At 70.6% G+C, this 21,655-nt stretch carries 21 protein-coding genes, 3 tRNA genes and 1 pseudogene; 19 read left to right on the top strand and 6 right to left on the bottom strand.

Annotation, left to right across the window (positions count from 1 at the left end):
• Nucleotides 1–13: 13 nt before the first annotated feature.
• Entirely contained in the window at nt 14–1,060 is a 1,047-nt protein-coding gene (locus tag GA0070619_RS24845; RefSeq protein WP_172862111.1) for a glucose 1-dehydrogenase, read from the bottom strand.
• A 106-nt stretch (nt 1,061–1,166) separates the two neighbouring features.
• Between GA0070619_RS24845 and GA0070619_RS24840 the strand changes: the two are divergent.
• Nucleotides 1,167–1,763 (top strand): annotated as a pseudogene (locus tag GA0070619_RS24840) (NADH-quinone oxidoreductase subunit C); the annotation flags it as partial.
• A 242-nt stretch (nt 1,764–2,005) separates the two neighbouring features.
• The gene (locus tag GA0070619_RS24835) at nt 2,006–2,968 is read left to right on the top strand and encodes a complex I subunit 1/NuoH family protein (protein WP_088950268.1); all 963 of its coding nucleotides are present in this window, start codon (nt 2,006–2,008) and stop codon (nt 2,966–2,968) included.
• A 9-nt stretch (nt 2,969–2,977) separates the two neighbouring features.
• On the opposite strand, the gene GA0070619_RS24830 is transcribed toward GA0070619_RS24835, so the two are convergent.
• Entirely contained in the window at nt 2,978–3,997 is a 1,020-nt protein-coding gene (locus GA0070619_RS24830) for a glutathione S-transferase family protein (protein ID WP_088950267.1), read from the bottom strand.
• Nucleotides 3,998–4,086: 89 nt separating this feature from the next.
• Between GA0070619_RS24830 and GA0070619_RS24825 the strand changes: the two genes are divergently transcribed.
• Nucleotides 4,087–4,515 carry an ester cyclase gene (locus tag GA0070619_RS24825; RefSeq protein ID WP_088950266.1) on the top strand — a complete coding sequence of 143 codons (429 nt, stop codon included), beginning with the start codon at nt 4,087–4,089 and terminating at the stop codon, nt 4,513–4,515.
• On the opposite strand, the gene GA0070619_RS24820 is transcribed toward GA0070619_RS24825, so the two are convergent.
• Nucleotides 4,496–5,071: a Uma2 family endonuclease gene (locus GA0070619_RS24820; protein WP_088950265.1), complete on the bottom strand. Its 576-nt coding sequence runs from the start codon at nt 5,069–5,071 to the stop codon at nt 4,496–4,498. The genes GA0070619_RS24825 and GA0070619_RS24820 overlap by 20 nt on opposite strands.
• A 95-nt stretch (nt 5,072–5,166) precedes the next feature.
• Between GA0070619_RS24820 and GA0070619_RS24815 the strand changes: the two genes are divergently transcribed.
• The 10 genes from GA0070619_RS24815 (at nt 5,167) to GA0070619_RS24770 (ending at nt 15,329) form a co-directional block, all read left to right on the top strand.
• Nucleotides 5,167–5,784: a NuoI/complex I 23 kDa subunit family protein gene (locus GA0070619_RS24815; RefSeq protein WP_088950264.1), complete on the top strand. Its 618-nt coding sequence runs from the start codon at nt 5,167–5,169 to the stop codon at nt 5,782–5,784.
• A 25-nt stretch (nt 5,785–5,809) separates the two neighbouring features.
• Nucleotides 5,810–6,376, top strand: a complete 567-nt coding sequence (locus GA0070619_RS24810; protein WP_088950263.1) for an NADH-quinone oxidoreductase subunit J family protein — start codon at nt 5,810–5,812, stop codon at nt 6,374–6,376.
• Nucleotides 6,373–6,735 (top strand): NADH-quinone oxidoreductase subunit NuoK, encoded by a 363-nt coding sequence (nuoK, locus tag GA0070619_RS24805; protein ID WP_088950262.1) that lies wholly within the window; start codon nt 6,373–6,375, stop codon nt 6,733–6,735. Before GA0070619_RS24810 ends, nuoK begins: the two co-directional genes overlap by 4 nt.
• Nucleotides 6,732–8,660 carry an NADH-quinone oxidoreductase subunit 5 family protein gene (locus tag GA0070619_RS24800; RefSeq protein WP_088950261.1) on the top strand — a complete coding sequence of 643 codons (1,929 nt, stop codon included), beginning with the start codon at nt 6,732–6,734 and terminating at the stop codon, nt 8,658–8,660. Before nuoK ends, GA0070619_RS24800 begins: the two co-directional genes overlap by 4 nt.
• A 55-nt stretch (nt 8,661–8,715) precedes the next feature.
• Nucleotides 8,716–10,224, top strand: a complete 1,509-nt coding sequence (locus GA0070619_RS24795; RefSeq protein ID WP_088950260.1) for a complex I subunit 4 family protein — start codon at nt 8,716–8,718, stop codon at nt 10,222–10,224.
• A gap of 55 nt (nt 10,225–10,279) precedes the next feature.
• Nucleotides 10,280–11,779 carry an NADH-quinone oxidoreductase subunit N gene (locus tag GA0070619_RS24790; protein WP_088950259.1) on the top strand — a complete coding sequence of 500 codons (1,500 nt, stop codon included), beginning with the start codon at nt 10,280–10,282 and terminating at the stop codon, nt 11,777–11,779.
• 114 nt (nt 11,780–11,893) lie between these two features.
• Nucleotides 11,894–12,769, top strand: coding sequence for a zinc metalloprotease HtpX (gene htpX / locus GA0070619_RS24785; protein ID WP_088950258.1), 876 nt, complete (start codon nt 11,894–11,896; stop codon nt 12,767–12,769).
• Between the two features lie 147 nt (nt 12,770–12,916).
• A complete protein-coding gene (locus GA0070619_RS24780; protein WP_088950257.1) occupies nt 12,917–14,176 on the top strand; it encodes an MFS transporter in 1,260 nt (419 codons plus the stop codon).
• Between the two features lie 127 nt (nt 14,177–14,303).
• A complete protein-coding gene (locus GA0070619_RS24775; RefSeq protein WP_088950256.1) occupies nt 14,304–14,831 on the top strand; it encodes a dihydrofolate reductase family protein in 528 nt (175 codons plus the stop codon).
• A gap of 228 nt (nt 14,832–15,059) precedes the next feature.
• On the top strand, nt 15,060–15,329 hold the full coding sequence (locus GA0070619_RS24770; protein WP_088950255.1) for a zinc finger domain-containing protein: 270 nt from the start codon (nt 15,060–15,062) through the stop codon (nt 15,327–15,329).
• A 237-nt stretch (nt 15,330–15,566) separates the two neighbouring features.
• On the opposite strand, the gene GA0070619_RS24765 is transcribed toward GA0070619_RS24770, so the two are convergent.
• A complete protein-coding gene (locus GA0070619_RS24765; protein WP_088950254.1) occupies nt 15,567–16,205 on the bottom strand; it encodes an SAM-dependent methyltransferase in 639 nt (212 codons plus the stop codon).
• Nucleotides 16,206–16,369: 164 nt separating this feature from the next.
• The gene (locus GA0070619_RS24760) at nt 16,370–16,864 is read right to left on the bottom strand and encodes a YajQ family cyclic di-GMP-binding protein (RefSeq protein WP_088950253.1); all 495 of its coding nucleotides are present in this window, start codon (nt 16,862–16,864) and stop codon (nt 16,370–16,372) included.
• Between the two features lie 147 nt (nt 16,865–17,011).
• Between GA0070619_RS24760 and GA0070619_RS24755 the strand changes: the two genes are divergently transcribed.
• Nucleotides 17,012–17,095, top strand: a tRNA-Tyr gene (locus tag GA0070619_RS24755).
• A gap of 282 nt (nt 17,096–17,377) precedes the next feature.
• Here GA0070619_RS24755 and GA0070619_RS24750 read toward each other — a convergent pair.
• Nucleotides 17,378–17,731 (bottom strand): hypothetical protein, encoded by a 354-nt coding sequence (locus GA0070619_RS24750; protein ID WP_088952028.1) that lies wholly within the window; start codon nt 17,729–17,731, stop codon nt 17,378–17,380.
• A 594-nt stretch (nt 17,732–18,325) separates the two neighbouring features.
• On the opposite strand from GA0070619_RS24750, the gene GA0070619_RS32560 reads away from it, so the two are divergent.
• The 5 genes from GA0070619_RS32560 (at nt 18,326) to rpmG (ending at nt 21,610) form a co-directional block, all read left to right on the top strand.
• Nucleotides 18,326–18,466, top strand: a complete 141-nt coding sequence (locus tag GA0070619_RS32560; RefSeq protein WP_157744079.1) for a hypothetical protein — start codon at nt 18,326–18,328, stop codon at nt 18,464–18,466.
• A gap of 50 nt (nt 18,467–18,516) precedes the next feature.
• The gene (locus GA0070619_RS24745; RefSeq protein ID WP_088950252.1) at nt 18,517–21,045 is read left to right on the top strand and encodes a putative bifunctional diguanylate cyclase/phosphodiesterase; all 2,529 of its coding nucleotides are present in this window, start codon (nt 18,517–18,519) and stop codon (nt 21,043–21,045) included.
• A gap of 93 nt (nt 21,046–21,138) precedes the next feature.
• Nucleotides 21,139–21,211: transfer RNA gene (locus tag GA0070619_RS24740), tRNA-Thr, on the top strand.
• A 24-nt stretch (nt 21,212–21,235) separates the two neighbouring features.
• Nucleotides 21,236–21,308: transfer RNA gene (locus tag GA0070619_RS24735), tRNA-Met, on the top strand.
• Between the two features lie 134 nt (nt 21,309–21,442).
• A complete protein-coding gene (gene rpmG / locus GA0070619_RS24730) occupies nt 21,443–21,610 on the top strand; it encodes a 50S ribosomal protein L33 (RefSeq protein WP_007073056.1) in 168 nt (55 codons plus the stop codon).
• Nucleotides 21,611–21,655: the final 45 nt, after the last annotated feature.

Genomic DNA, 21,655 nt, shown 5'->3' with positions numbered 1-21,655 from the left:
GGCGTGGCGTCGCTCAGGACGCGAACTCCAGCACCACCTTGATGTCGTCCGGCCCCGGGGTGTACGCGTCGGCGTACCTGTTCACCGGCACCCGACGGGTGATCAGCGACTCGAGCCAGACCTGGTCGGCGCCGGCCAGCGCCTGCGCGGCCATGTCCCAGTGCCGCCGGTTGGCGTTCACCGAGCCGAACACCACGTTGTTCTCCAGCACCAGCTCCCGGTTGAGTGCGCCGGCGTCGAAGTTGATGGTCCGGCCCCCGCTGGAGACTCCGGCCAGGCAGACGATCCCGGTGGGGCCCGCCTTGCACATGACGTCGAGGACCACGGTGGGCGCACCGGTGCACTCGATCACCACGTCCGGCTCGAAGGGCAGGTCGTTGACCGGCACCGTGTGGTAGGTGGCGCCGAGCCCGGCGACCAGCTCCGGCTTCGGCCCGTCGGTGTTCCGGTCCAGCACGTGGACGGTGAGCCCGCGCTGGGTGGCGAGCAACGCGGCCAGCAGCCCGATCGGCCCGGCCCCGGTCACCAGGACGGTCTGCGGCTGCCACTCGGCCCGGTGCCCGATCCGCTCGATGTGGTCCCAGGCCTTCGCCACCACAGTGGTCGGTTCCAACAGCACGCCGACCTGGGCCAGCGCCGGGTCGAGCGCGACCGCGAACTGGGGCTCGATCCGCCAGCGGTCACGGGCGAACCCGGGTAGCGCCTTGATGCCGTGTTCGGTGTACTGGCCGTTGCGGCACATGTCCCACTCGCCGACCGCGCAGTTGGGGCAGGGGACCGGGTCGGGATGCCGGACGATGCCGGCCACCAGGTCGCCGGGTTGCATGGTCCCGCTCGGGTCCTCGATCACCCGGCCCAGTGACTCGTGCCCGATGACCAGGCGGTCCCGCCCCGGTGGCGCCTCGCCGTACTCTCCGGCGATGATCTCGTGGTCGGTGCCGCAGATCCCCACCGCCAGTGCCTCGACCAGGACCGAGCCTTCCTCGGCAGCCGGCTCCGGCTGATCCTCGACGAGGCTCAGCGAGTTGGCGACCCCGGGTTTCACAGTCACAGCGCGCACGCCCTCATCTTTCCCCGCCGAGGGCTGCGCCGCGCCCAAAGCCGGCAGATCATCTGGCATCGGCGGCGGCCAGGGCCCGGGCCCGGTCGGCACTAGGATCAGCGGCATGACTCCCGAAGCCATCGGTGCTCGGCTGGTGGCGCTGCTCGCGCCGGTCGAGGCGACCCCGTCGGTCTCCGGCGGGCAGCGGTTCGCCCGGGCCACCGTCGACGTGCCGCCGGAGAGCTGGCTGGTCGCCGTTCGCGCGGCCCGCGACGACACCGAGCTGGCCTGCGACTTCTTCGACTGGCTCTCCGCCGTCGACGAGTTGGCCGAGGGCTTCGACGTGGTGGCGCATCTCTGGTCGACGCGGCTGCGGCACGGTGTGCTGCTGCGTACCCGGTTGCCGCGTGCCGAGGCCACTGTCGCCTCTGTGGTGGACGTCTACCCGGGTGCCGCCTGGCACGAGCGGGAGACGCACGAGATGTTCGGCATCGACTTCGCCGGCCACGGCGAGCTGCGTCCGCTGCTGCTGCCCCCGGAGTTCGAGGGTCACCCGCTGCGCAAGGAGTTCGTGCTCGCTTCCCGGGTGGCCAAGCCCTGGCCGGGCGCGAAGGAACCGGGCGAGTCGGAGGCCGGCGGTGGGCGTCGACCGATCCGCCCGCCGGGTGTTCCGGCTCCGGGTGAGTGGGGCCCCACGCCCACCCCGGCCGGCGCGGGTGGTGTGGGGGAGGGGCCGCGTGGCGGCACCCCGGCCAGACCCGCCGGTGACCGTCCGGCGCGGCCCGCTCCGGGGGCCCGTCCGGCGCGTACTCCCCGGTCTGGCGCGGCCGACGACGGACCGGCCGTGCCCGAGCAGCCCGCGTCCGCTGCCGGCCCGGGCTCACCCGACCAGCCGGCGCCCGGCCCGGTCGCGGACCCGCCGGCCCGCGCCGAGCGCACCGACGACGATGGGGGTACGACCTGATGCCGCTCTGGGTGGAGCTGGTGCTGCGGGTGGGTGGCGTGCTCGTCGCGTTCCTCACCCTGCCGTTGCTGGTGGGCCAGGCCGAGCACAAGGTGATGGCGCACATGCAGGGCCGGCTCGGCCCGATGTACGCGGGCGGCTTCCACGGTTGGGCCCAGCTGGTCGCGGACGGGGTCAAGTTCGTGCAGAAGGAGGACGTGACCCCACGCGAGGCGGACCGGGCGGTGTTCCGGCTGGCCCCGGTGGTGGCCCTGGTGCCCTACCTGCTGGTGCTGCTGGTCATCCCGCTCGGCCCGAACGACCTGGTCGGGCAACCTCTGGACATCGGCTTGTTCTTCGTGCTGGCCGTGGTCGGTGTCGGGGTGGTGGCGGTGCTGATGTCGGCGTGGGCGTCGGCCAACAAATACAGCCTGCTCGGTGGGTTGCGGGGTGCCGCACAGCTGCTCGGTTACGAGCTGCCGCTGGTGCTGGCCGCCGCGTCGGTGGCGATGGCGGCGGGCACGCTCAGCCTGTCCGGCATCGTCGAGGCGTGGCAACCGTGGTGGCTGCTCTGGCAGGCGCCCGCGATGATCATCTTCTTCGTCGCCGGGGTGGCCGAGATTCGCCGGCCGCCCTTCGACATGCCGGTGGCCGACTCGGAGCTGGTCTTCGGTTACATGACCGAATACACCGGGCTGCGTTTCGCGTTCTTCCTGCTCGCCGAGTACGTCGGCATCGTGGTGATCGCCGCGCTGACCACTGTGCTGTTCCTCGGCGGATGGCAGGGCCCGTTCGCGGACGACCAGTTGGGTTGGCTCTGGACCCTGCTGAAGGTCTTCGCCGTGTCCTTCGTGATCATCTGGCTCCGGGTGTCCTACCCCCGGCTGCGTGAGGACCAGCTCCAGCGGCTCTGCTGGCTGGTGCTGGTGCCAGCGTCCCTCGCCCAACTGGTCCTCACGGCAGCCGTCCGCGTCGCCCTGTAGGAGCGCCGCTCAGCGCAGCGGGGTGTGTGCGGGGTCGACGGGCTCGGCCGGCGGCGGGGGTGGGGTGCCGTCGCCGAACGGGCGGCCACCCAGCGTTTCCCGGCCGTGCGGGGTGAGCCAGTTCGACAGGTCGGGGCCGAGCGGCACGATCCCGGTCGGGTTGATGTCGCGGTGCACCTCGTAGTAGTGCCGCTTGATGTGGTCGAAGTCGATGGTGTCGCCGAAACCGGGGGTCTGGAACAGGTCCCGGGCGTACGCCCACAGCACCGGCATCTCGCTCAGCTTCTGCCTGTTGCACTTGAAGTGACCGTGGTAGACGGGGTCGAAGCGGACCAGGGTGGTGAACAGCCGCACGTCGGCTTCGGTGATGGTGTCACCGACCAGGTAACGCTGGTCGGTCAGCCGCTCGGTCAACCAGTCCAGCCGGTCGAAGAGCTGGTGGTACGCCTTGTCGTACGCCTCCTGGTTGCCGGCGAAGCCGCACCGGTAGACGCCGTTGTTGACGTCCCGGAACACCACCGCGTTGACCTCGTCGATCTGCGCCCGCAGGTGCTCCGGGTAGAGCTGCGGAGCGCCGTCGCGGTGGTACGCGCCCCACTGCGTCGACAGGTCGAGGCTCATCTGCGAGTAGTCGTTGGTCACCACCTGCCCGGTCGGCACGTCCACGATCGCCGGCACGGTGATGCCGCGCTCGTAGCCGGGGAAGCGCTTGAAGTACGCCTCCTGGATGCGCTCGATGCCGAGCACCGGGTCCCGGCCGTCCGGGTCGAGGTCGAAGGTCCAGCTCCGGGCGTCGTGGGTCGGGCCGGCCACCGCCATCGAGATGGCGTCCTCCAGGCCGAGCAGCCGTCGCACGATGATCAGGCGGTTGGCCCACGGGCAGGCCCGACTGACCGCCAGCCGGTACCGGCCCGGCTCCACCGGGTACCCGTCCCGCCCGTCCTCGGTGATCCGAGTGGCGATGTACCGCTGGTCGCGGGTGAACTCGCCACCCGGCTCGACGTACTTCCCGCCTGTTTCCTCGCCCACGTCACCCTCCCGGTCTGGTCAGTGTCTCTACCCCATCCTTACGGATCTACCGCTCAGCGACGCGGAGTGGACCCGGTTACCCTGCCGGCATGACGGATGTGGAGGCCGCGGCCCGCCGGTTCATCGCCGACGTGTGGAACGCTCGCCGGGAGGAGTCCGCGTACGAGTTGATCGCCGACGACTGCCCGGGGCTGGGCGGCACCGGGCCGGAGGCGACGCTGGCCTGGCACCGCGAGCGGCGGGCGGCCTTCCCGGACCTGCGCTACAAGATCGTGGACGTGGTGGCGGCCGGCGAGCGGGTGGCCGTGCACTGGCGGGCGGCCGGCACGCACGCCGGGCAGTTCGGGCCGGTGCCGCCGACCGGGCAGGTGGTCAGCTACTCCGGTGCGACGTTCCTGCGCTTCGACGCGGCGGGCCGAATCGTCGAGGTGTGGAGCTGCAACGAGCTGTTCCAACTGCTCCAACAACTCGGAGTCGAAATGCTGCCCCCGACCGGCGTCAGCGGACCCGGGGCGTGATCCGACTGATCGCCAGGTTGATCGGGAAGGGCTCGCCGGTGTCGACGAACTTCGTCCACCGCCCCGTCTCGCTGTAGACCTCGTTCACCGCGTCGATCCGGTAGGTGACGACCTCCAGCGCGCCACCCTGCGTCTCGATCCGCCAGTAGAACGGGATCCCTGCCTGGGCGTACAGCGCCGGCTTCAACACCCGGTCGATGGAGCGGGTGCTCGGTGAGACGATCTCGACGGCAAGGACCACCTCGTGTGGCTCGTACTTCGACGGCTCCCGCGCCGCTGCGGTGGCCGTGGTGATCAGCACGTCGGGGATGAAGGACCGCGTGCGGTTGATCCGCACCTCGACGCCCTGGGTCACGTCGTAGCCCTCGGGGCAGTCAGCGTGCAGCTCGGCCATCAGTAGCCCAGCGATGATTTGGTGCGTGCGGGTGGGGGAGGGGGACATCAGCAGCACTCCATCGAGCAGTTCCCGGCGGCGGCCATCCTCGGGCAGCGCATCCAGATCGTCAGTCGTCCACTCGCTCTCGGGCGGGTAGTCGCTCTGCAGCGCGGCGGTCATGGCAGGTCCTTCCAGGTGCGTTCGTTCTCCCCGCGACCACGGTACCGCCCTGGACCTGTGGGTGGTGGTCGCGCGCGCCGGGGCCACAGGGCAGGATGGTCGGCATGAGCGACCCCAGCGAGCACGGCGACCCGGCCAGCGCCACCGGTGCGCGTGGCCTGCCCGGCGCGGGCCTGGTGAAGGGGTTGGCGGTCACCCTCAAGACGATGACCAGCCGGACGACCACCCAGCAGTACCCGGACGTCGCCCCTGAGCTGCCACCCCGCTCGCGTGGCGTGATCGCGTTGTCCGAGGAGAACTGCACGGTCTGCATGCTCTGCGCCCGCGAGTGTCCGGACTGGTGCATCTACATCGACTCGCACAAGGAGGAGGTGGCGGTGCCCGGCGCCGCCCGCCCCCGCCAGCGCAACGTGCTCGACAAGTTCGACATCGACTTCTCGCTCTGCATGTACTGCGGCATCTGCATCGAGGTCTGCCCGTTCGACGCGCTCTACTGGTCGCCGGAATTCGAGTACGCCGAGTACGACATCAAGGACCTGCTGCACGACAAGGACCACCTGGGTCAGTGGATGGCCACGGTTCCGCCGCCGCCCGCGCACGACCCGAACGGTGAGCCGGCCAAGGAGGAGACCGCCGCCGCGCGCAAGGCGGCCGCCGCCCGTCCGGCCCCTCCATCGGTACGCCCCGACGCCGACCAGGACCCCGCGTCGTGACCGCCCGAGCCGGAGAGGCGGCCCGGTGACCGGAGCGGATGTGCTGCTGCTCGCCCTCGGCGCGGTGGCGGTTGGCGCCGGCGTGCTGGTGGTGACCACGAAACACCTGGTCCGGGCCGGGCTCTACCTGGTGGTGTGCCTGGGCGCGCTGGCCGGTGACTTCCTGGTGCTCAGCGCCGAGCTGGTGGCCTGGGTGCAGGTGTTGATCTACGTGGGCGCGGTGGTGGTCCTGCTGCTGTTCGCGGTGATGCTTACCCGGGCCCCGATCGGTGCCTCCGACGACCTGGACCGGCCCGGTTGGCCGGCCGCCCTGATCGGTGGCGGCGCCGGGCTCGGGCTGACCGTCCTGCTCGTCGACGCGTACCGCTGGAGCAGCGTCGCGCTTCCCGCCGCGGGCACCGCCGAGCGGCTGGGGGAGCAGATCTTCCAGTCCTGGGTGCTGCCGTTCGAGGTGCTGTCCGTGCTCCTGCTCTCCGCGCTGGTGGGCGCGATCGTGCTGTCCCGGCCGGACATCGGCCGACCCGTCCCGCAACGCGACGCCACGGCAGCACCGGATGCCCGGGTCGACGTCGAGCCCGGGGGGCGCCGGTGAGGCCGGTCATCCCGTACGTCACCGCCGCGCTGCTGTTCGGCCTCGGCGTCTACGGCGTGTTGCGCCGCCGCAACGCGGTGCTGGTGCTGATGTCGGTCGAGTTGATGCTCAACGCGGTCAACCTGATCCTGGTCACCGCGGACACCACCGCCCGCGCCGTGCTGCCGCACTCGGGGCAGGTCTTCGCGTTGTTCGTCATCGTCCTCGCCGCCGCCGAGATCGGCGTGGGGCTGGCGATCGTCCTCCAGCTCTACCGGTTGCGGGCCACCGTCGTGGTGGATGACGTGCCGCTGACCGAGCCGGCGCAGCCCGTCGACGGGCGAGAGCCGGCCGTCCTGGACACGGAGGCTCGCCGGTGACCGGGCTGATCGGGGTGCTGCTGCCCGCCGTCCCGCTGGCCGCCGGCCTGCTCGGCCTGCTGCTGCCACCGGCCCCACGGGGCAACAGCGCGACCGGCGGCGATCGGGCCCGCAACGCGGCCGTCGCGCTCGGCGTCAGCGGTGCGGCCGTCGCGCTGGCGTTGGCCGTCGCGCTGCTGCTGACCGTCGACGGGCCGACGGAGACGTCGACCACCTGGGTCGACGTCGGCGGGCTGATGGTGACCCTCGGCGTACGGCTGGACGGCGCCGCCGCACTGGTCGCCGTGGCGGTCACCGCGGTCGCCCTGGCGGTGCAGGTCTACTCGATCGGCTATCTGCGACGCGGCCCGCACGACGACATCGACGTCGACCACCGCTACCCGCCGTACGCGGCCCAGATCAGCCTCTTCACCGGTGCGATGCTGCTGGTGGTGGTCGCCGGCGACCTGATCATGCTGCTGGTCGGCTGGGAGGTGATGGGCCTCTGTTCGTACCTGCTCATCGCCCACGACCGTCGACTGCCCGGCGCGCCGGCCGCCGCGATGAAGGCGTTCCTGGTGACCCGGGTGGGTGACGTCGGGTTCCTGCTCGGCATCGCGCTGCTGGGCGTGTCGACGGGCAGCTTCCGGATCGCCGACGTGCTCGCCCACGACCACTCCGGCGTGACGTTGACCGCTGCCGGCCTGCTGCTGCTCGCCGGTGTCGCCGGCAAGAGTGCGCAGTTCCCGCTGCACACGTGGCTGCCGGACGCGATGGCCGGTCCGACGCCGATCTCGGCGCTGATCCACGCCGCCACGATGGTCGCCGCCGGCGTGTACGCCGTTGCCCGCCTCTACCCGTTGTTCACGGCCGCGCCGGTGACGCTGACCGTGCTCGGGGTGGTCGGCGCGATCACCCTGCTGCTCGGTGCGCTCGCCGCCACCGCGCAGGACGACATCAAGCGTGTGCTGGCCTGGTCGACGGTGTCCCAGTTGGGTTACATGACCGGCGCGCTGGCGGTCGGCTCCCCGTCTGCGGCGCTGTTCCACCTGCTCACCCACGCCGCGTTCAAGGCGCTGCTGTTCCTCGCCGCCGGCGTGGTCATCCACGCGGTCGGCACGACCCTGATGTCGGAGATGGGCGGGCTGCGGCGCAGCATGCCGGTGACGTTCTGGTGCACCGTGGTGGGCCTGGGTGCGCTGGCCGGGGTGCCGCCGCTCGCCGGTTTCTGGAGCAAGGACGGCGTGTTGACGGTCGCCGAGTCCGCCGCGTTGGAGGGCACCGGCCCGGCACCGTCGTGGGTGGGCTGGCTGGTGTGGATGGCCGGGCTGCTCGGCGTGGCGATCACCGCCTGGTACGCCGGCCGGCTGCTGCTGCGCGCCTTCTTCGGCACACCACGCCTGCCGCTGGTCCGCCCGCACGACCCGCCGGCGGTGTTGCGCTGGCCGGTGCTGCTGCTGGCCGTGCCGGCCGCGCTGCTCGGTCTGGCCGGGTTCGTCGGGGCGTTCGCCGATCGCCTGCGCTTCCCGACCGTGCCGGTGGCGGGCTCCGAGGACGGCCTGGTCCACGTGGGGCCGGGGATGCTGCTGCCGCTCGCGTTGCTGCTGGTCGGCGCCGGGCTGGTCACGCTGGGCTGGCGTCGGGACCCGACCGCCGACCCGGCGGTCGCGCTGGGCCCGCTGCGGCCGGTCTTCGCCCGCGCGTTCCGGCTCGACGACGTCCAGCACACCCTTGTCGTACGTCCCGTCCGCGCGCTGGCCCGCGTAGCGCGCACCGGCGACGAGGTGGTGGTGGACGGCGCGGTCGATGGCAGCGGCCGGGCCGCGTCCGGTCTGGGCGCGGGGCTGGCCACGCTGCACCGAGCGGCGTTGCCCCGGGCCGCCGCCGGTGTGCTGGCCGGCGCGCTGCTGATCGGGCTGGCCGCCGTAATAGGGGTGAAGCTGTGAGCGCGAGGAGTGAGCCGGGTTTGCGAGCCCCGCAGTCGCGAGCGAAGGCGATCCAATGACGTTTGGGCAGGTGTTGCTGGTCGCCGTTCTGGCGGTGCCGGCGCTCGGCGCGGTCGCAGTGGCGGCGACTCCCCGGGACCGGGCGGCCCGGCTGGTCGGCACTGTCGCGGCGGCCCTGACCCTGCTGGCCGCGGTGCCGCTGGTGTTCCGCGGTCGGGGTTGGGTCGCCTGGTCGGCCGGTGCGCCGGCGGTGCGCCCGTGGCACCAACTGGACCTGCCCTGGGTGCCCGGCCTGGAGTTGCGCTTCCACCTCGGCGTGGACGGCATCTCGTGGCCGCTGGTGGTGTTGACCGCGCTGCTCACGTTGCTCTGCTGCGCGTACACGATGTGGCGGGTTCCGGACGGCGGCAGTGGCCGGGCGTTGGTCGCGTTGCTGCTGGTGGTCGAGGTGGGCATCCTGGGCACCTTCCTCGCCCTGGACCTGGTGCTGTTCTTCCTGTTCTTCGAGGTCGTCCTGCTGCCGATGTACGCGATCATCGCCGGCTGGGGTGGCGCGGACCGGCGTCGGGCGGCCCGCAAGTTCGCGCTCTACACCCTGTTCGGCTCGGTGTTGCTGCTGGTCGGCGTGTACGTGGTGGTCGCCGCCGCCGGCACCGCCGACGTGGTGGCCCTGACCGGCGGTGCGGGGATGTCCAGGGGCACCCAGCTGGCCGCGTTCACCCTGCTGGCGTTGGCCTTCGCGGTGAAGAGCCCGCTGTGGCCGTTGCACTCCTGGCTGCCCGACGCGCACACCCAGGCGCCAACGGTGGGCAGTGTGGTGCTGGCTGGCGTGCTGTTGAAGATGGGCACCTACGGTCTGATCCGGGTGGCGGTGGGGGTGGCGCCGGAGGGCGCCCGCTGGGCGGCGCCGGTGCTCGGCGTGCTGGCCGTGGCCGCGATCCTGGTCGGCTCACTGGTCTGCCTGGCCCAGTCCGACGTCAAGCGGCTGATCGCGTACTCCAGCGTGGGGCACATGGGCTTCGTGCTGCTGGGCGTCGCCACGCTGACCACCATCGGCATCCAGGCGGCGTTGATCGGCAACATCGCGCACGGGGTGATCACCGCTCTGCTGTTCTTCCTGGCCGGGGCGGTGAAGGACCGGACCGGCACGGGCACCCTCGCCGAGTTGTCCGGGCTGCGGGAGACCGCGCCCCGGTTGGCCGGTCTGCTGGCGTTCGCGGCTGTCGCGTCGCTCGGTCTGCCCGGGCTGGCCGGTTTCTGGGGTGAGGCGTTCGCGGTGATCGCGGCCGTCCAGGTGGGCGGCCCGCTCTGGACCACCCTCGGGGTGCTGGCCGCGATCGGCGGTGCGCTCACCGCGGCGTACTTCCTGCGGTTGCTGCGCCAGGTCACCCACAACCGTCCGAGCCCCGCCGTGGGGCGGGTCGGCCCCGGCCTGGCCGGTGCGGAGCTGACCGCGTGGGTGCCGCTGGTGCTGCTCGCGTTGGCCATCGGGCTGGCCCCGGCGCTGGTCCTCGGCGTCGCCGAGGCTCCCGTCGACGCCCTGATCGGGGTGGTCTCCCGGTGAGCGCCAGGCGTACGGCGAAGCGGAGCCCCGCAGTCGCGAACAGAGGCAGGCTCACATGAACGTGGTGCAGAGCGTGGACAGCGTCGCGCTGCTGCCGGCCTACCTGGCCGCCGGCACCGCAGTGCTCGTGCTCCTCACCGACCTGCTGCTGGCCCGGCCACGGGCCACCATCGTGGTGGCCGCGCTGGGCGCGCTCGCCACCGCCGTCGGCGCCGCCCTGGTCGGCGCGGCTGGGGAGCGGCGGACGTTCTGTGTCGGCGCGGACTGCTCCTGGATCTTCGGCGGCCGGGCGGCCCTCGTCGGCGCGGTGGTGGCCCTGCTCACCCTGGGCGTGCTCGGGCTCTCCGCACCCGCGTTGCGGGCGGGGCGGTCGCCGGTGGGGGAATACTGCTTCCTGCTGGCCTGCTCGATGACCGGCGGCGTGGTGCTCGGCGCGGCCGGCGACCTGATCACTCTGATCGTCGCCCTGGAGACGCTGACCCTGCCGCTGTACGTGCTGGTGGGCCTGCGTCGGGGGAGCCTCGCCAGCGCCGAGGCGGCGGTGACGTTCTTCGTGGTCAGCGTGGTGGCGACCACGCTGACCCTGCTCGGCGCGGCGCTGCTGTACGCGGTGACCGGTGGGCTGCACCTGGACCGGCTCGGCGCGTTGCTCGCCGAACGGCCGGAGTTGCGGGACCTGCCGCTGACCACGGCCGCGGTGGCGGTGCTGCTGGTCGGGCTGGCCTTCAAGGTGGCGGCGGTGCCGTTCCACGCGTGGGCGCCGGCCACCTACGACGGCGCGCCGCTGCCGGTGGCCGCGTACCTGTCGACGGCGTCGAAGCTGGGCGGCCTGGTCGCACTTCTCGCCGTCGTGCAGCGGGCACTCCCGCCGGATCAGACCGGCCCGGTGCTCGCCCTGCTCGCGGTGCTCACCATGACCGTCGGCAACCTGGTCGCGCTGCGCCAGCGGCGTACCGTCCGGCTGCTGGCCTGGTCGTCCGTCGCGCAGGCCGGCTACATCCTCGCCCCGCTGGGGGCGTTGGCGCTGGCCGCCGGTCGCACCGACGAGGCACGCTCCGCCGCGTACGCCGCCGCGATGGCGTACGCCGTCTTCTTCGTGGTGTTGGAGTTGGCCGCGTTCGCCGCTGTGACCGCGCTGCGCCCGGCCGGTGCGGACGGCGGCACGCTGGACGACCTCCGTGGGGCGGCCCGCAGGCACCCCTGGCGGGCTGCGGCGCTCGGTCTCGCGCTGGTGGGCCTGGCCGGCCTGCCGCCGGGGCTCGCCGGCCTGTTCGCGAAGGTGACAGTGGTCCGGGCGCTGCTCGACGGTGGGGCGGCCTGGCTGGCGCTCGTGGTGGCGCTGAACGCGGTGATCGGGCTCGCCTACTACCTGCGGGTGACCGCCGCGCTCTGGGCACCGGCGACGACGCCCGGCCCGGCCGCGGCGCAAGCCGGTGGCGGTGCGGCTGCCGTACCCGTGGTGGGTGTGGTGGCCGTGGTGCTGGCGGTGGCGACGGTGGCCGCCGTGGTGCTCGGCGTCGCCCCGCAGTTGGTGCTCGATCTGGCCGGCCGCTGACCTGACCTGCGCTTCGTCTCAGTGAACTCTCAGCGTTGAGACGGATGGTTGGTGGGTACCGGGTTGTTACACCGGTCAGCGGATCCCGGCGATCCGTGCACCGAAGGAGACATCGTGCACCACAACCGTCTGAAGACCGCAGCGCTGCTTGGCCTGCTCAGCGCCCTGATCCTCGCGGTGGGCTACTGGTTCGGCGGCAGTGGCGGTCTGGTCATCGCTGTCGTCGTCTCACTGGTCATGAACGGCGTCACCTACTTCTACTCCGACAAGCTCGCACTGCGCTCGATGAGGGCGCAACCAGTCACCGAGGCACAGTTCCCCGAGCTGTACCGGATGGTGCGGGAGCTGGCTACCGACGCCCAGCAGCCGATGCCGCGCCTCTACGTGAGCCCGACCTCGCAGCCCAACGCGTTCGCCACGGGTCGTAACCCGCAGCACGCGGCGGTGTGTGTCACTCAGGGGATCACCGAGATCCTCGACTACCGCGAGCTGCGCGGTGTGATCGGGCACGAGCTGTCACACGTCTACAACCGGGACATCCTGATCTCCAGCGTGGCGGCGGGTCTGGCCAGCATCATCACCCTGCTGGCGAACCTCGCCTTCTTCATCCCGCTGGGCGGCGGGGACGACGAGGACCGGCCGAACCCGGCCGTGCTGCTGCTCACACTGATCCTCGGCCCGATCGCGGCCACGGTGATCCAGTTGGCGATCAGCCGGAGCCGTGAGTTCCAGGCGGACGCCTCGGGTGCCGAGTTGAGCCGAGACCCGCTGGCCCTGGCCAGCGCGCTCCGCAAGATCGACGCGGTGGCCCGCCGCCGGCCGTTGCCGGCCCAGGGCCAGCTCACCAGCACCGCGCACCTCATGATCGCTAACCCGTTCCGGGGCGGCGGCATGGCGGCGCTCTTCTCCACCCACCCCAAGATGGAGGACCGGGTCGCCCGGCTGGAGCAGATGGCCGCCAACGCGGGGCCGGTGCAGTTCCAGCGCTGACCCGCTGCTGATTCACGCCTCCGCCCGTACCCGGTCACGCCGGGTACGGGCGGAGCGCTGTGTCGAGGCTGATATCCGGTGTCGTCCCGTCCGGCGGCGGCGTTAGGGTCGTAACGGCTCACGCTCATTACATTTTCGGAGGTTTCGGTGGCCGCGCTGCGTCAGTACCTGGGTGTGTGGCGGATCCCGGGCGCACCGATGCTGCTGATCACCGGCATCATCGGGCGACTCGGGATCGGCATGACCCCACTGGCGCTGCTCCTGGTGGTCGAGCAGGTGACCGGGCGGTACGCGCTGGCCGCCATCGCGGGCGGGATCTACGCCGTCGCCGGCGCCGCGCTCAGCCCCGTGGCCGGGCGGGTCGCCGACCGGGTCGGCCCCACCCCCGTCCTGCTGGTCACCGCCGTGGCCCACCCAGTGGCGCTCATCGCGCTGCTGCTGGCCAGCCGCTCGGGTGACGACGTCCTACCCACCATCTACCTCGCCAGTGCCGTGGCCGGCGCCACGTACCCGCCGCTCACCGCCGCCATCCGTAACGCCTGGAACGACCTGACCAGCCCCAGCTCCGGCCGGTATGCCCTGCGCAACACCGCGTTGGCCGCCGAGACGTCGCTGTTCGAGATCGTCTTCGTGCTCGGCCCGCTGCTCGTCGCCGGCTTCGTGCTGTTCGCCGACGCGGCAGCCGCGCTGATCGGCGCGGCAGTGGTCACCCTGGTCGGCACGACCGCCGTGGCCCTCGGCGAGGTGATGCGCGGCTGGCGCCCGCACGCGAAGGAGCACCACGCCAGAGGGCTCGGGCCGCTGCGGGTCGGTGGATTCCCGGCCCTGCTGGTCTGCGTGGCCAGCCTCGGCATCGCGTTCGGCGCCGCCGGGGTCATCGTCCCGGCGTACGCGAGCGGCCACACCACCGACGACCCGGAGAGCCTGGCCGGCATTCTGCTCGCCGTCTGGGGGGTCGGCAGCGCCATCGGCGGGTTCTGGTTCGGCGTCCGCAAGCCGGCACCGAACATGACCCGCCAGTTCGCCCTGCTGCTCTCCGCCGTGGCCGGCACCTTCGTGGTGTTCGCGGTGATGCCCACCCCGCTGGCGCTGGGCGTCGCGTTGGTCGTCGGCGGGGCCGCCATCGCGCCCGCGCTGACCCTGGAGAACACCCTGGTCGGCCGGATCGCCCCGGCCGGAATGCTGAACGAGGCGTACACCTGGGTGGTCACCGTGGCGGTCGCGTCGAGCGCGGCCGGCGGCTCGGTGGCCGGCCTGATCGTGGACCACACCGGCGGCGTCAGCTGGGCGTTCCTCTTCGCCGGAGCGGCCGTCGCAGTCGGGGCCGCGGTCGCCGCGCTGCCCGCCGGGCCCATCGCCCGTGCGGAAAACACGGCGGTACGCGCCGAACAGCCCGTGGCGGTCTGACCCCGCTGCATTCCGAGGGCGTGCGTTCCGTGCGGTCTTGATCCACTCGGGTTCCTTGAATTCGGGGTGTTCCTGCGCGGCGGATACCCCGAATTCAAGGAACCCGAGTTCCGCCTACCCTGGGCTCATGGCCAAGGTTCTATATTCGGCGACGGCGTCACTCGACGGCTACATCGCCGGCCCCGGCGGCGACATGTCCTGGCTGACCGACCACCTCGGCGGCGAAAACCCGACGGCGGAGCGCCTGCTGCACAGCGTCGGCGCGATCCTGGCCGGCAACGGCACCTTCGGCGGCGACGACCCGAACCGCGGCACCGACAGCGAAGGCGCGTTCGGCGGCCAGTACCACGGGCCGGTGTTCGTCCTCACCCACCAACCACCGGCCGAGCCACCCGCCGACGTCACGTTCGTCGGTGACCTGCACACCGCCGTCGCCCAGGCCAAGGAGGCCGCCGGGGACCGGTACGTCAACATCCTCGGCGCGAATGTCGCCAAGCAGTGCATCGAGGCTGGTCTGCTCGACGAGATCCTGATGTTCTTCGCCCCGGTGCTGCTCGGCGACGGGGTGCGCATGTTCGACCACCCGGGCGGCACCAAGGTGCGGTTGGTGCCACTGCCCGGCGAGACCGAGCACTGGTACAGCGTCGTCTACTGAACCCGACTATCCATGCCTTGTCGTCGATGGACTCCCGCCTGACGAGCGGAGCGAGCCGCCGCCAGGCTGGGGCGGTCGACGCCGACCCGGTGGTTGACGACGGCCTGGGTGGGTCCATGCCGACCCGGAGGTTCATACCTGCATGGGCGTTTCGACGGCCGACCGCTGAACCCCGCCGCTCGGCAACTGAATCCGTTTCAGGTCGTGTATCCCGGGAACGACGCTGCCATGCCCGACCCCGACCCCGATCCCATGGAAGAGCGTGCGAAGAGCGCGGTGCGCAAGGTCCATCGGGCCGCTACCCGGCATCAGGACGACGACCTGCATCAGGCGGCGGTGGAGATCAGCCGCATGGCTGGTGAACTGGGGCACGACCCGGGCTCGATCGAGGATTGGCGGCGCTGCCCGGTGTGCGGGGCAGAGCCGGGGGCGCTCTGCATCCAGGTGCCGGGGCACGCCATGGTCGACGGTGTGCATCCGGAGCGGATCAGGCAGTAGGACACGGCGGCACGGCGCGCGGTCTGCGCCGTCACGGTGATCGGCGATCAGCCGTACCCGCTCTGAGACGTGTGGGTCGACGATTCCGAGCATCCGGCGCGGGAACTGCGCCGGCTGCACGGCGTCTTTCGGGAAGAGGTGCTGCCGACCATCCGGGGGATGCCGACCCGCGACGACCCCATGGGCGAACCGCCCGGCAGGCGCTCGGGGCAGAGATAGGGCAGCGACCAGTTGGCGTCAGTGCCGGAACGTGAAGATGGTTCCCGCAGGGTCCAAAGGTTGTGGAGAACCTTCGAACCGGTGAACGCCCACCGAGAATTGCACATCCTCTGGAGCGTGGAATGCGTGCTCCACGAAGCCGGCATCCCGGAGCCACTCCCGTACAGCTGGCGTCAGGTCCGGGTCTCGCCGGGTCCTGGTCCAGATCACGGTGGCACCCTCAGCGCACAGCCGCGGCAGGGCAGCAACGGTTCGCTCCACGTCTGCGTCTGAGATGTTGCCGAAGACCCCGACCATGAGCACCAGGTCGGCCGGAACGATCCCCGCATACGCGGAGAGTTGGCCCCCGTCGGTATGCCTGATCACGATGTTGGAGATCCCGGCCTGATTGGCGGCGGCCTGAGCGGCAGTCACATTGCCCGAGTCGAACTCAAGCAGGGTTCCGCGTACACGCTGAGCATCAGCCCTTGAGGCGAGGACGCCGATTAGGTCATGACCCTGCCCTGCGCACACGCTTATCGCAGTCAGCCGTTCGTCGAAGCGCTGATCCAGCCACGAGACAATGTGCTGCTGGACCAGCCGCAGCCGACGAGACAGCGGGGAGTTTTCGTCGGCGTACGGCTCATGCCATGCCTGCCAGTGACTCTGGGCGGTCATCTGGGTCAGCTTTGCAGAGCGCCGACGGCTCGGCCAGGGATCCTGTCCGGGCCGTGACCAAGCCGTCGGGAGCCGATCGTGAGCGACCGATACCGACCAGAAGTGACGGCGTACGCCCAGGTGACTCGCACTGTCGACCCGTTACCAGGCCGGCGGTCGCCGCCTTACCTGTAGTTGTTGAACTGGAGGGCGACGCCGAAGTCCTCGCCCTTGAGCAGCGAGATGACAGCTTGGAGGTCGTCCCTCTTCTTGCCGGTGACCCGCAGCTGGTCGCCCTGGATCTGCGCCTGCACGCCCTTGGGGCCCTCGTCGCGGATCTTCTTGCTGATCGCCTTGGCCTTGTCCGTCTCGATGCCCTGGATCACCTTGCAGTCGATCTTGAAAATCTTGCCGGACGGGCGCGGCTCGCCAGCGTCCAACGACTTCAGCGAAATGTTCCGCTTGACCAGCTTCTCCTTGAACACGTCCAGTGCGGCGAGGACCCGCTCCTCGGTCTCCGCCTGAAGACCGATCGCCTCCTCGCCGGACCAGGAGATCTCCGCACCGGTGCCGCGGAAGTCGAACCGCGTCGCGAGCTCCTTTTCCGCCTGCCGAAGGGCGTTGTCGACCTCCTGGCGGTCAACCTTGCTCACGATGTCGAACGACGGGTTCGCTGCCATGTTTCTGCTCCTGCTGTCCGGCGGTCTGGGCTTGCCGTCGGCCGCCGACCAGCGGCACGACCCCCTGACCGTACCCGGTTGCGGAGGTCCCGGGGGAAGCCGCTATCCTTGCTTCCGCCGCCGCGTTACGACGCGGTGGGGTGCCCTGGCGGGTTGCCCGAGCGGCCAATGGGAGCGGACTGTAAATCCGTCGCGAAAGCTTCAGAGGTTCGAATCCTCTACCCGCCACCAGGTGCAGATACGGCCCCTGACCAGCAGAGATGCTGATCGGGGGCTGTTGTCGTTTGTCTGGCCGGGTCCGGCTGAGTCCAGCCGTCGACAACTGGTTGTGGCAGATAGTGGGCGGGCAGATCGGTCTGGGCGCTCGACGAGCCGCGGCGGTCGACCTGCGCCGCCCGGCTCCGGTGATGCCGCCGGCATCAGCCACGGTGCTGCCTCTCGTCGGCGTCGTCCAGCACAACAGGCCCCAGGCCGTCGGGATCATCCGATGACGCCCCCGCCGCCGGCTGGCGGCTACCGGAACTCGTGTACGACCTCGATCAGCCCGACGATGTGAGCGTTGAACTCGTCCAGTTCCTCGGCCGGCACCCACAGCTCCAGAATGGTCTTTCCGCCTGCCTGGCGGACCGGGTAGCGGCTCAGGAAGTCCGACTCCACCCGGAAGCGGGTCACGTAGCCGACGCCCGACGCGGGCACGTTCCAGTCCCGGGCGATCATCACCGCGTAGTCCTCGTTCAGGACCGGGTAGAAGATCGGCTGATCCGGCAGGCGCGGCGGCCATGCCCGCCATCCGGACTCGCGGACGAGAGCCAGCTCGTTCGGCCCGGTTGGGCGCCACAGCACCGTCGTACCGTCATCGCTGTTCATGTCGACCTCGCCGTTCGGATTCTTGGTGAGCCCGGACAGTATCGGCGGGCCGGCACCCGAGACCACCCCATTCGACTCGCGCTCGGGGTGGGCCAATGACGGCTCCGACCCTGGCTGGCCTCCACCGGATCGCCCGGACTCGGCCGGGGCTCTGGGCGTAGTCCATCGATGCCTGTCGTGGTGAGTCATCCCGCCGACAGCTCTCCGAGGGGCTGCTATCGCCCTCGGCGTCGGCGTGTGGCTTGTCCGTCTAGGCCACTTGTGTCCAAGGCGTAAACGGGTATGGTGGTCGATGTATTTGGCTGCCCGGGGTGCGAGGCGGTCGGTCACGGGGAGTGATCACAAGCAACGAGCCAGGTGGTGCGCCGCAGCATGGGTGAAATGTGCTGATGGTCGTATCAAGCGCCGACCGAATTGCCTGACGCGCGGAACGGGCCCTGATCTGGCACTGCACGACACAGCGGGCTGTCCGAAGGGCGCGACCTAGTCAACGCTCGGACCGGTCCCGCACCGAGCGCTTCTCCGCATACGGGCCGTGTGGCACGATCGTGGAACCTCCACCATCCCTGTGACACTTCCCCGACAGGAGCAAAAATGTCTGGTCGAACGCTGGGCCGGCTGCTTGGCTCGTTCTTGGTGCTTTCCGCCCTCGCGGCCGGCGTCTTCGTCGGTGGCCCTTGGGACGGGTACATGCACACGGCGGACTTCATCTGGAACATGCCGGCACCCCACTGAGGAACACAATCTCGACGATGTAGACCAGCGGGGCGGTGAGGGGGCTTTGCATGGCGGGTAGCGGCCGCGCGGGCCCCCGCTCCACCGAGCGTGCCTGGCTCATCACCGGGCCAATGGCGCTGCTGGCCGTCGTCTGCTCCACAGTCGTCGGCCTGGTTGCTCCTGAGCCGTTCGGGGAATGGCCGCTCGCAGCCGCCCTGCTGGTCGGCATGGTGGCCGCAGGCCTTCCGGTGCTCAACTTCACCGTTCGCCGTCAGTCGATCGGGGTGACCCTCACCGAGATTCCGTTGGTGATGGCGTTCTACCTCGTCCGGCCACTGACGGTGGTCACCATCTACACCCTCGCGGCCGTCATCACGCACCTGCGGCATCGCTTCGGTGCGACGAAGTTCTGGTTCAACGTCGCTCGAGCCGCTGCCGGCTCGTCACTGGCGGTCCTGGTGCTGCAGGTCCTGCCGTCCGTGCAGGGTATCGGCCCCGGCACCTGGCTGATACTTTTCGTCGCGGCCAGTATGGTCAACGTGGTGAGCCTGCTCTCCGTGGCCGGAGTGCACACGCTCCTGCAGGGATGGCAGGTGGGCTGGGAGGCCATCCGACGGTGTCCGCCGGCACTGCTCACCGCTGCCATCAACATCGCCAGCGGTCTGGTCGTCCTCATTCTCATCGCGGTCACCTGGTGGTCGCTGCTGCTGTTGGCGGCCCTCGTCGTCGCCCTCTCCATCGTCTATCGCGCGTACGCGCAGTTCTTCCGACAGCACCGCACCCTCGCCGACATGTACGAGCTGAGTCGGGCGGTGGTCGAGAGCGGCCAGGACGGCACCCTGGCGGACGCGCTCCTGCTGCGGGTGCGCGCGCTGATGCAGGCGGAGTACGCCACGCTCTGGTTACCCGCTCAGGGCCGGCATCCGGAGGTGCTGCTGACTGCGCGCAATGACGATCCCGGTCTGCTCGACCTCGCCAAGACCCCGGCGGTCCTGCGGAAGCGGGCTCGCGACGAAGGTCGCGTCGTCGCGGTCGGGCGTGGCATGACCACCGACGCCGACCTGCGTGGCGAGTTGGCCGGGCAGAGGGTCAAGGACGTGATCGTGCTGCCACTGCGGTCTGGTCAGGTCATCATCGGCACCCTTGAGGTGGCCAACCGGCTCGGCGACAGCAACTACTTCGTTCGCAAGGACGTGCCGTTGTTCGAGACGGTGGCTGCGCACGCGGCCGTCGCCCTGGAAAACTCCCGGCTGGTCGACCGACTGCGACACGACGCGTACCACGATGCCTTGACGCGGCTGCCCAACCGGCGCCGAATCACCGGCGCGCTGGAAGAGGCGGTCAAGATCCGTGCGCCCGGTGAGGTGGTGGCGCTGCTGCTGTTCGACGTGGACGGGCTGCGGCAGGTCAACGAGTCGTTGGGCCACGCCGCGGGGGACAAGGTCCTGGCCGAGGTCGCCAACCGGTTGCGCGCCAATGCTCCGTCGTCGGCGCTGGTCGGCCGTGCGAGCGGCGACGAGTTCCTGGTGACGTTGCGGTTGGAGAGCGCCGAGGCGGCACTTGAGCTGGCCGGCCAGTTGCGTGAGCAGATCCGCGACGAGATGGTCTTCAACGCGCTCACCCTCGACGTCAACACCGCTGTCGGGGTGGCCGTACACCCCGATCACGGCAGCGATGCGGCGACCTTGCTGCTCCGGGTCGACCTGGCGGCCACCGCGGCCAAGTCGGTGCCGGGCAGCGTGCAGCTGTTCACCCCCGCGCTGGAGTCCCGTTCACTGCGCCGGTTGGGTCTGGCCGGCGATCTGCGCCGAGCACTGGACCAGAACGAGCTGGAGGTCTACTTCCAGCCCAAGGTGACTCTGCGGGACCGCCGCCTGGTGGGTGTGGAGTGTCTGGCCCGCTGGGAGCACCCGGCGCACGGCACTGTCGCGCCCGAGGACTTCGTGGCGGTGGCCGAGCACACCGGCCAGTTGAGCCGGCTCACCGAGGTGGTGCTCCGGGAGGGCCTTCGGCGCAGCCGGGACTGGGCGCTGGCCGACCAGCCGCTGCCCATCGCGGTCAACCTCTCGGCTCGTACGCTCACCGACCAGCACTTCCCGGACCGGGTCCAGGAGTTGTTGACCGAGTACGGGGTGCCGGCGCAGCGGCTCACCCTGGAGATCACCGAGTCGGGGGTGCTGGACGGCACGGACCGGCCGATCCCCACCCTGCAACGGCTGCGGGATCTCGGCGTACGGCTGTCGGTGGACGACTTCGGCACGGGTGACTCGTCCCTGGCGCACCTGCGCCGGCTGCCGGTGCACGAGGTGAAGGTGGACCGTTCCTTCGTGCAGGGCATGGCGACCGACCCGGGGGACCTGGCGATCGTCAACGCCGTGGTGACCCTCTCACAGCAGTTCGGCCTGGCGGTGGTGGCCGAGGGCGTGGAGAGCGAGTTGACCCTGGAGCTTCTCCAGGACATCGGCTGTGAGATCGGGCAGGGCTTCCTGTTCAGCAGGCCACTGCCGTACGAGCGGTTGGCTGCCTGGTTCGGTGCCCAGGTCGAGCCGGAGACGGTCGCCAGCGGGGAGCTTCCGCGCCTGCGTGTTGTGCCCTGAGCAGTGCGCGGACGATCACCGGGGATCCGATTTCACCTGTCGAGCCGGGCCGTGTACTCTTACTCCTGCGCGCCCCACGGGGAGATCGCGCAGGCCCCCTTAGCTCAGTCGGCAGAGCGTCTCCATGGTAAGGAGAAGGTCTACGGTTCGATTCCGTAAGGGGGCTCGAGGGTTCAGCTGGACCCATCGCAGCGGTGTAGCTCAGATGGTAGAGCAAGCGGCTCATAATCGCTGTGTCGCCGGTTCAAGTCCGGCCACCGCTACTCTCGTCTTCCGGGCTCGTTGCCGGTGGTCGTAAGAAAATGGGCGCTTCTGGCGCCCACTTTGCATGTCCGCGCTGTCAGCGTCTAGGCTGGCGCGTCGTAGTTGTTTCCGTTAGCGAGGAAGGCACTCCGCCGTGGCGAAGGCTACCGATGTCCGGCCGAAGATCACTTTGGCGTGTGTGGAGTGCAAGGAGCGCAACTACATCACGCGCAAGAACCGGCGTAACGACCCCGACCGCATCGAGCTGAAGAAGTTCTGCCCGCGCGACGGTCGGCACACGGTCCACCGCGAGACCCGCTGACCCGGGGCCGGCTTCGCGCCGGCCGCTGTCGAAGCTTTCAATCGC

This window comes from Micromonospora zamorensis (assembly GCF_900090275.1).
Lineage (GTDB): Bacteria > Actinomycetota > Actinomycetes > Mycobacteriales > Micromonosporaceae > Micromonospora > Micromonospora zamorensis.
This window is presented reverse-complemented; position numbering and strand designations above follow the sequence as displayed.

What these genes read in the sequence shown, in the direction of transcription:
- GA0070619_RS24835 (WP_088950268.1), top strand. Translation starts at nt 2,006, where the DNA reads ATGCCGCTCTGGGTGGAGCTGGTGCTGCGGGTGGGTGGCGTGCTCGTC.
- GA0070619_RS24825 (WP_088950266.1), top strand. Translation starts at nt 4,087, where the DNA reads ATGACGGATGTGGAGGCCGCGGCCCGCCGGTTCATCGCCGACGTGTGG.
- GA0070619_RS24820 (WP_088950265.1), bottom strand. Translation starts at nt 5,071, where the DNA reads ATGACCGCCGCGCTGCAGAGCGACTACCCGCCCGAGAGCGAGTGGACG.
- GA0070619_RS24815 (WP_088950264.1), top strand. Translation starts at nt 5,167, where the DNA reads ATGGTCGGCATGAGCGACCCCAGCGAGCACGGCGACCCGGCCAGCGCC.
- GA0070619_RS24795 (WP_088950260.1), top strand. Translation starts at nt 8,716, where the DNA reads ATGACGTTTGGGCAGGTGTTGCTGGTCGCCGTTCTGGCGGTGCCGGCG.
- GA0070619_RS24790 (WP_088950259.1), top strand. Translation starts at nt 10,280, where the DNA reads ATGAACGTGGTGCAGAGCGTGGACAGCGTCGCGCTGCTGCCGGCCTAC.
- GA0070619_RS24775 (WP_088950256.1), top strand. Translation starts at nt 14,304, where the DNA reads ATGGCCAAGGTTCTATATTCGGCGACGGCGTCACTCGACGGCTACATC.
- GA0070619_RS24770 (WP_088950255.1), top strand. Translation starts at nt 15,060, where the DNA reads ATGCCCGACCCCGACCCCGATCCCATGGAAGAGCGTGCGAAGAGCGCG.
- GA0070619_RS24765 (WP_088950254.1), bottom strand. Translation starts at nt 16,205, where the DNA reads ATGACCGCCCAGAGTCACTGGCAGGCATGGCATGAGCCGTACGCCGAC.
- GA0070619_RS24760 (WP_088950253.1), bottom strand. Translation starts at nt 16,864, where the DNA reads ATGGCAGCGAACCCGTCGTTCGACATCGTGAGCAAGGTTGACCGCCAG.
- GA0070619_RS24750 (WP_088952028.1), bottom strand. Translation starts at nt 17,731, where the DNA reads ATGAACAGCGATGACGGTACGACGGTGCTGTGGCGCCCAACCGGGCCG.
- GA0070619_RS32560 (WP_157744079.1), top strand. Translation starts at nt 18,326, where the DNA reads ATGTCTGGTCGAACGCTGGGCCGGCTGCTTGGCTCGTTCTTGGTGCTT.
- GA0070619_RS24745 (WP_088950252.1), top strand. Translation starts at nt 18,517, where the DNA reads ATGGCGGGTAGCGGCCGCGCGGGCCCCCGCTCCACCGAGCGTGCCTGG.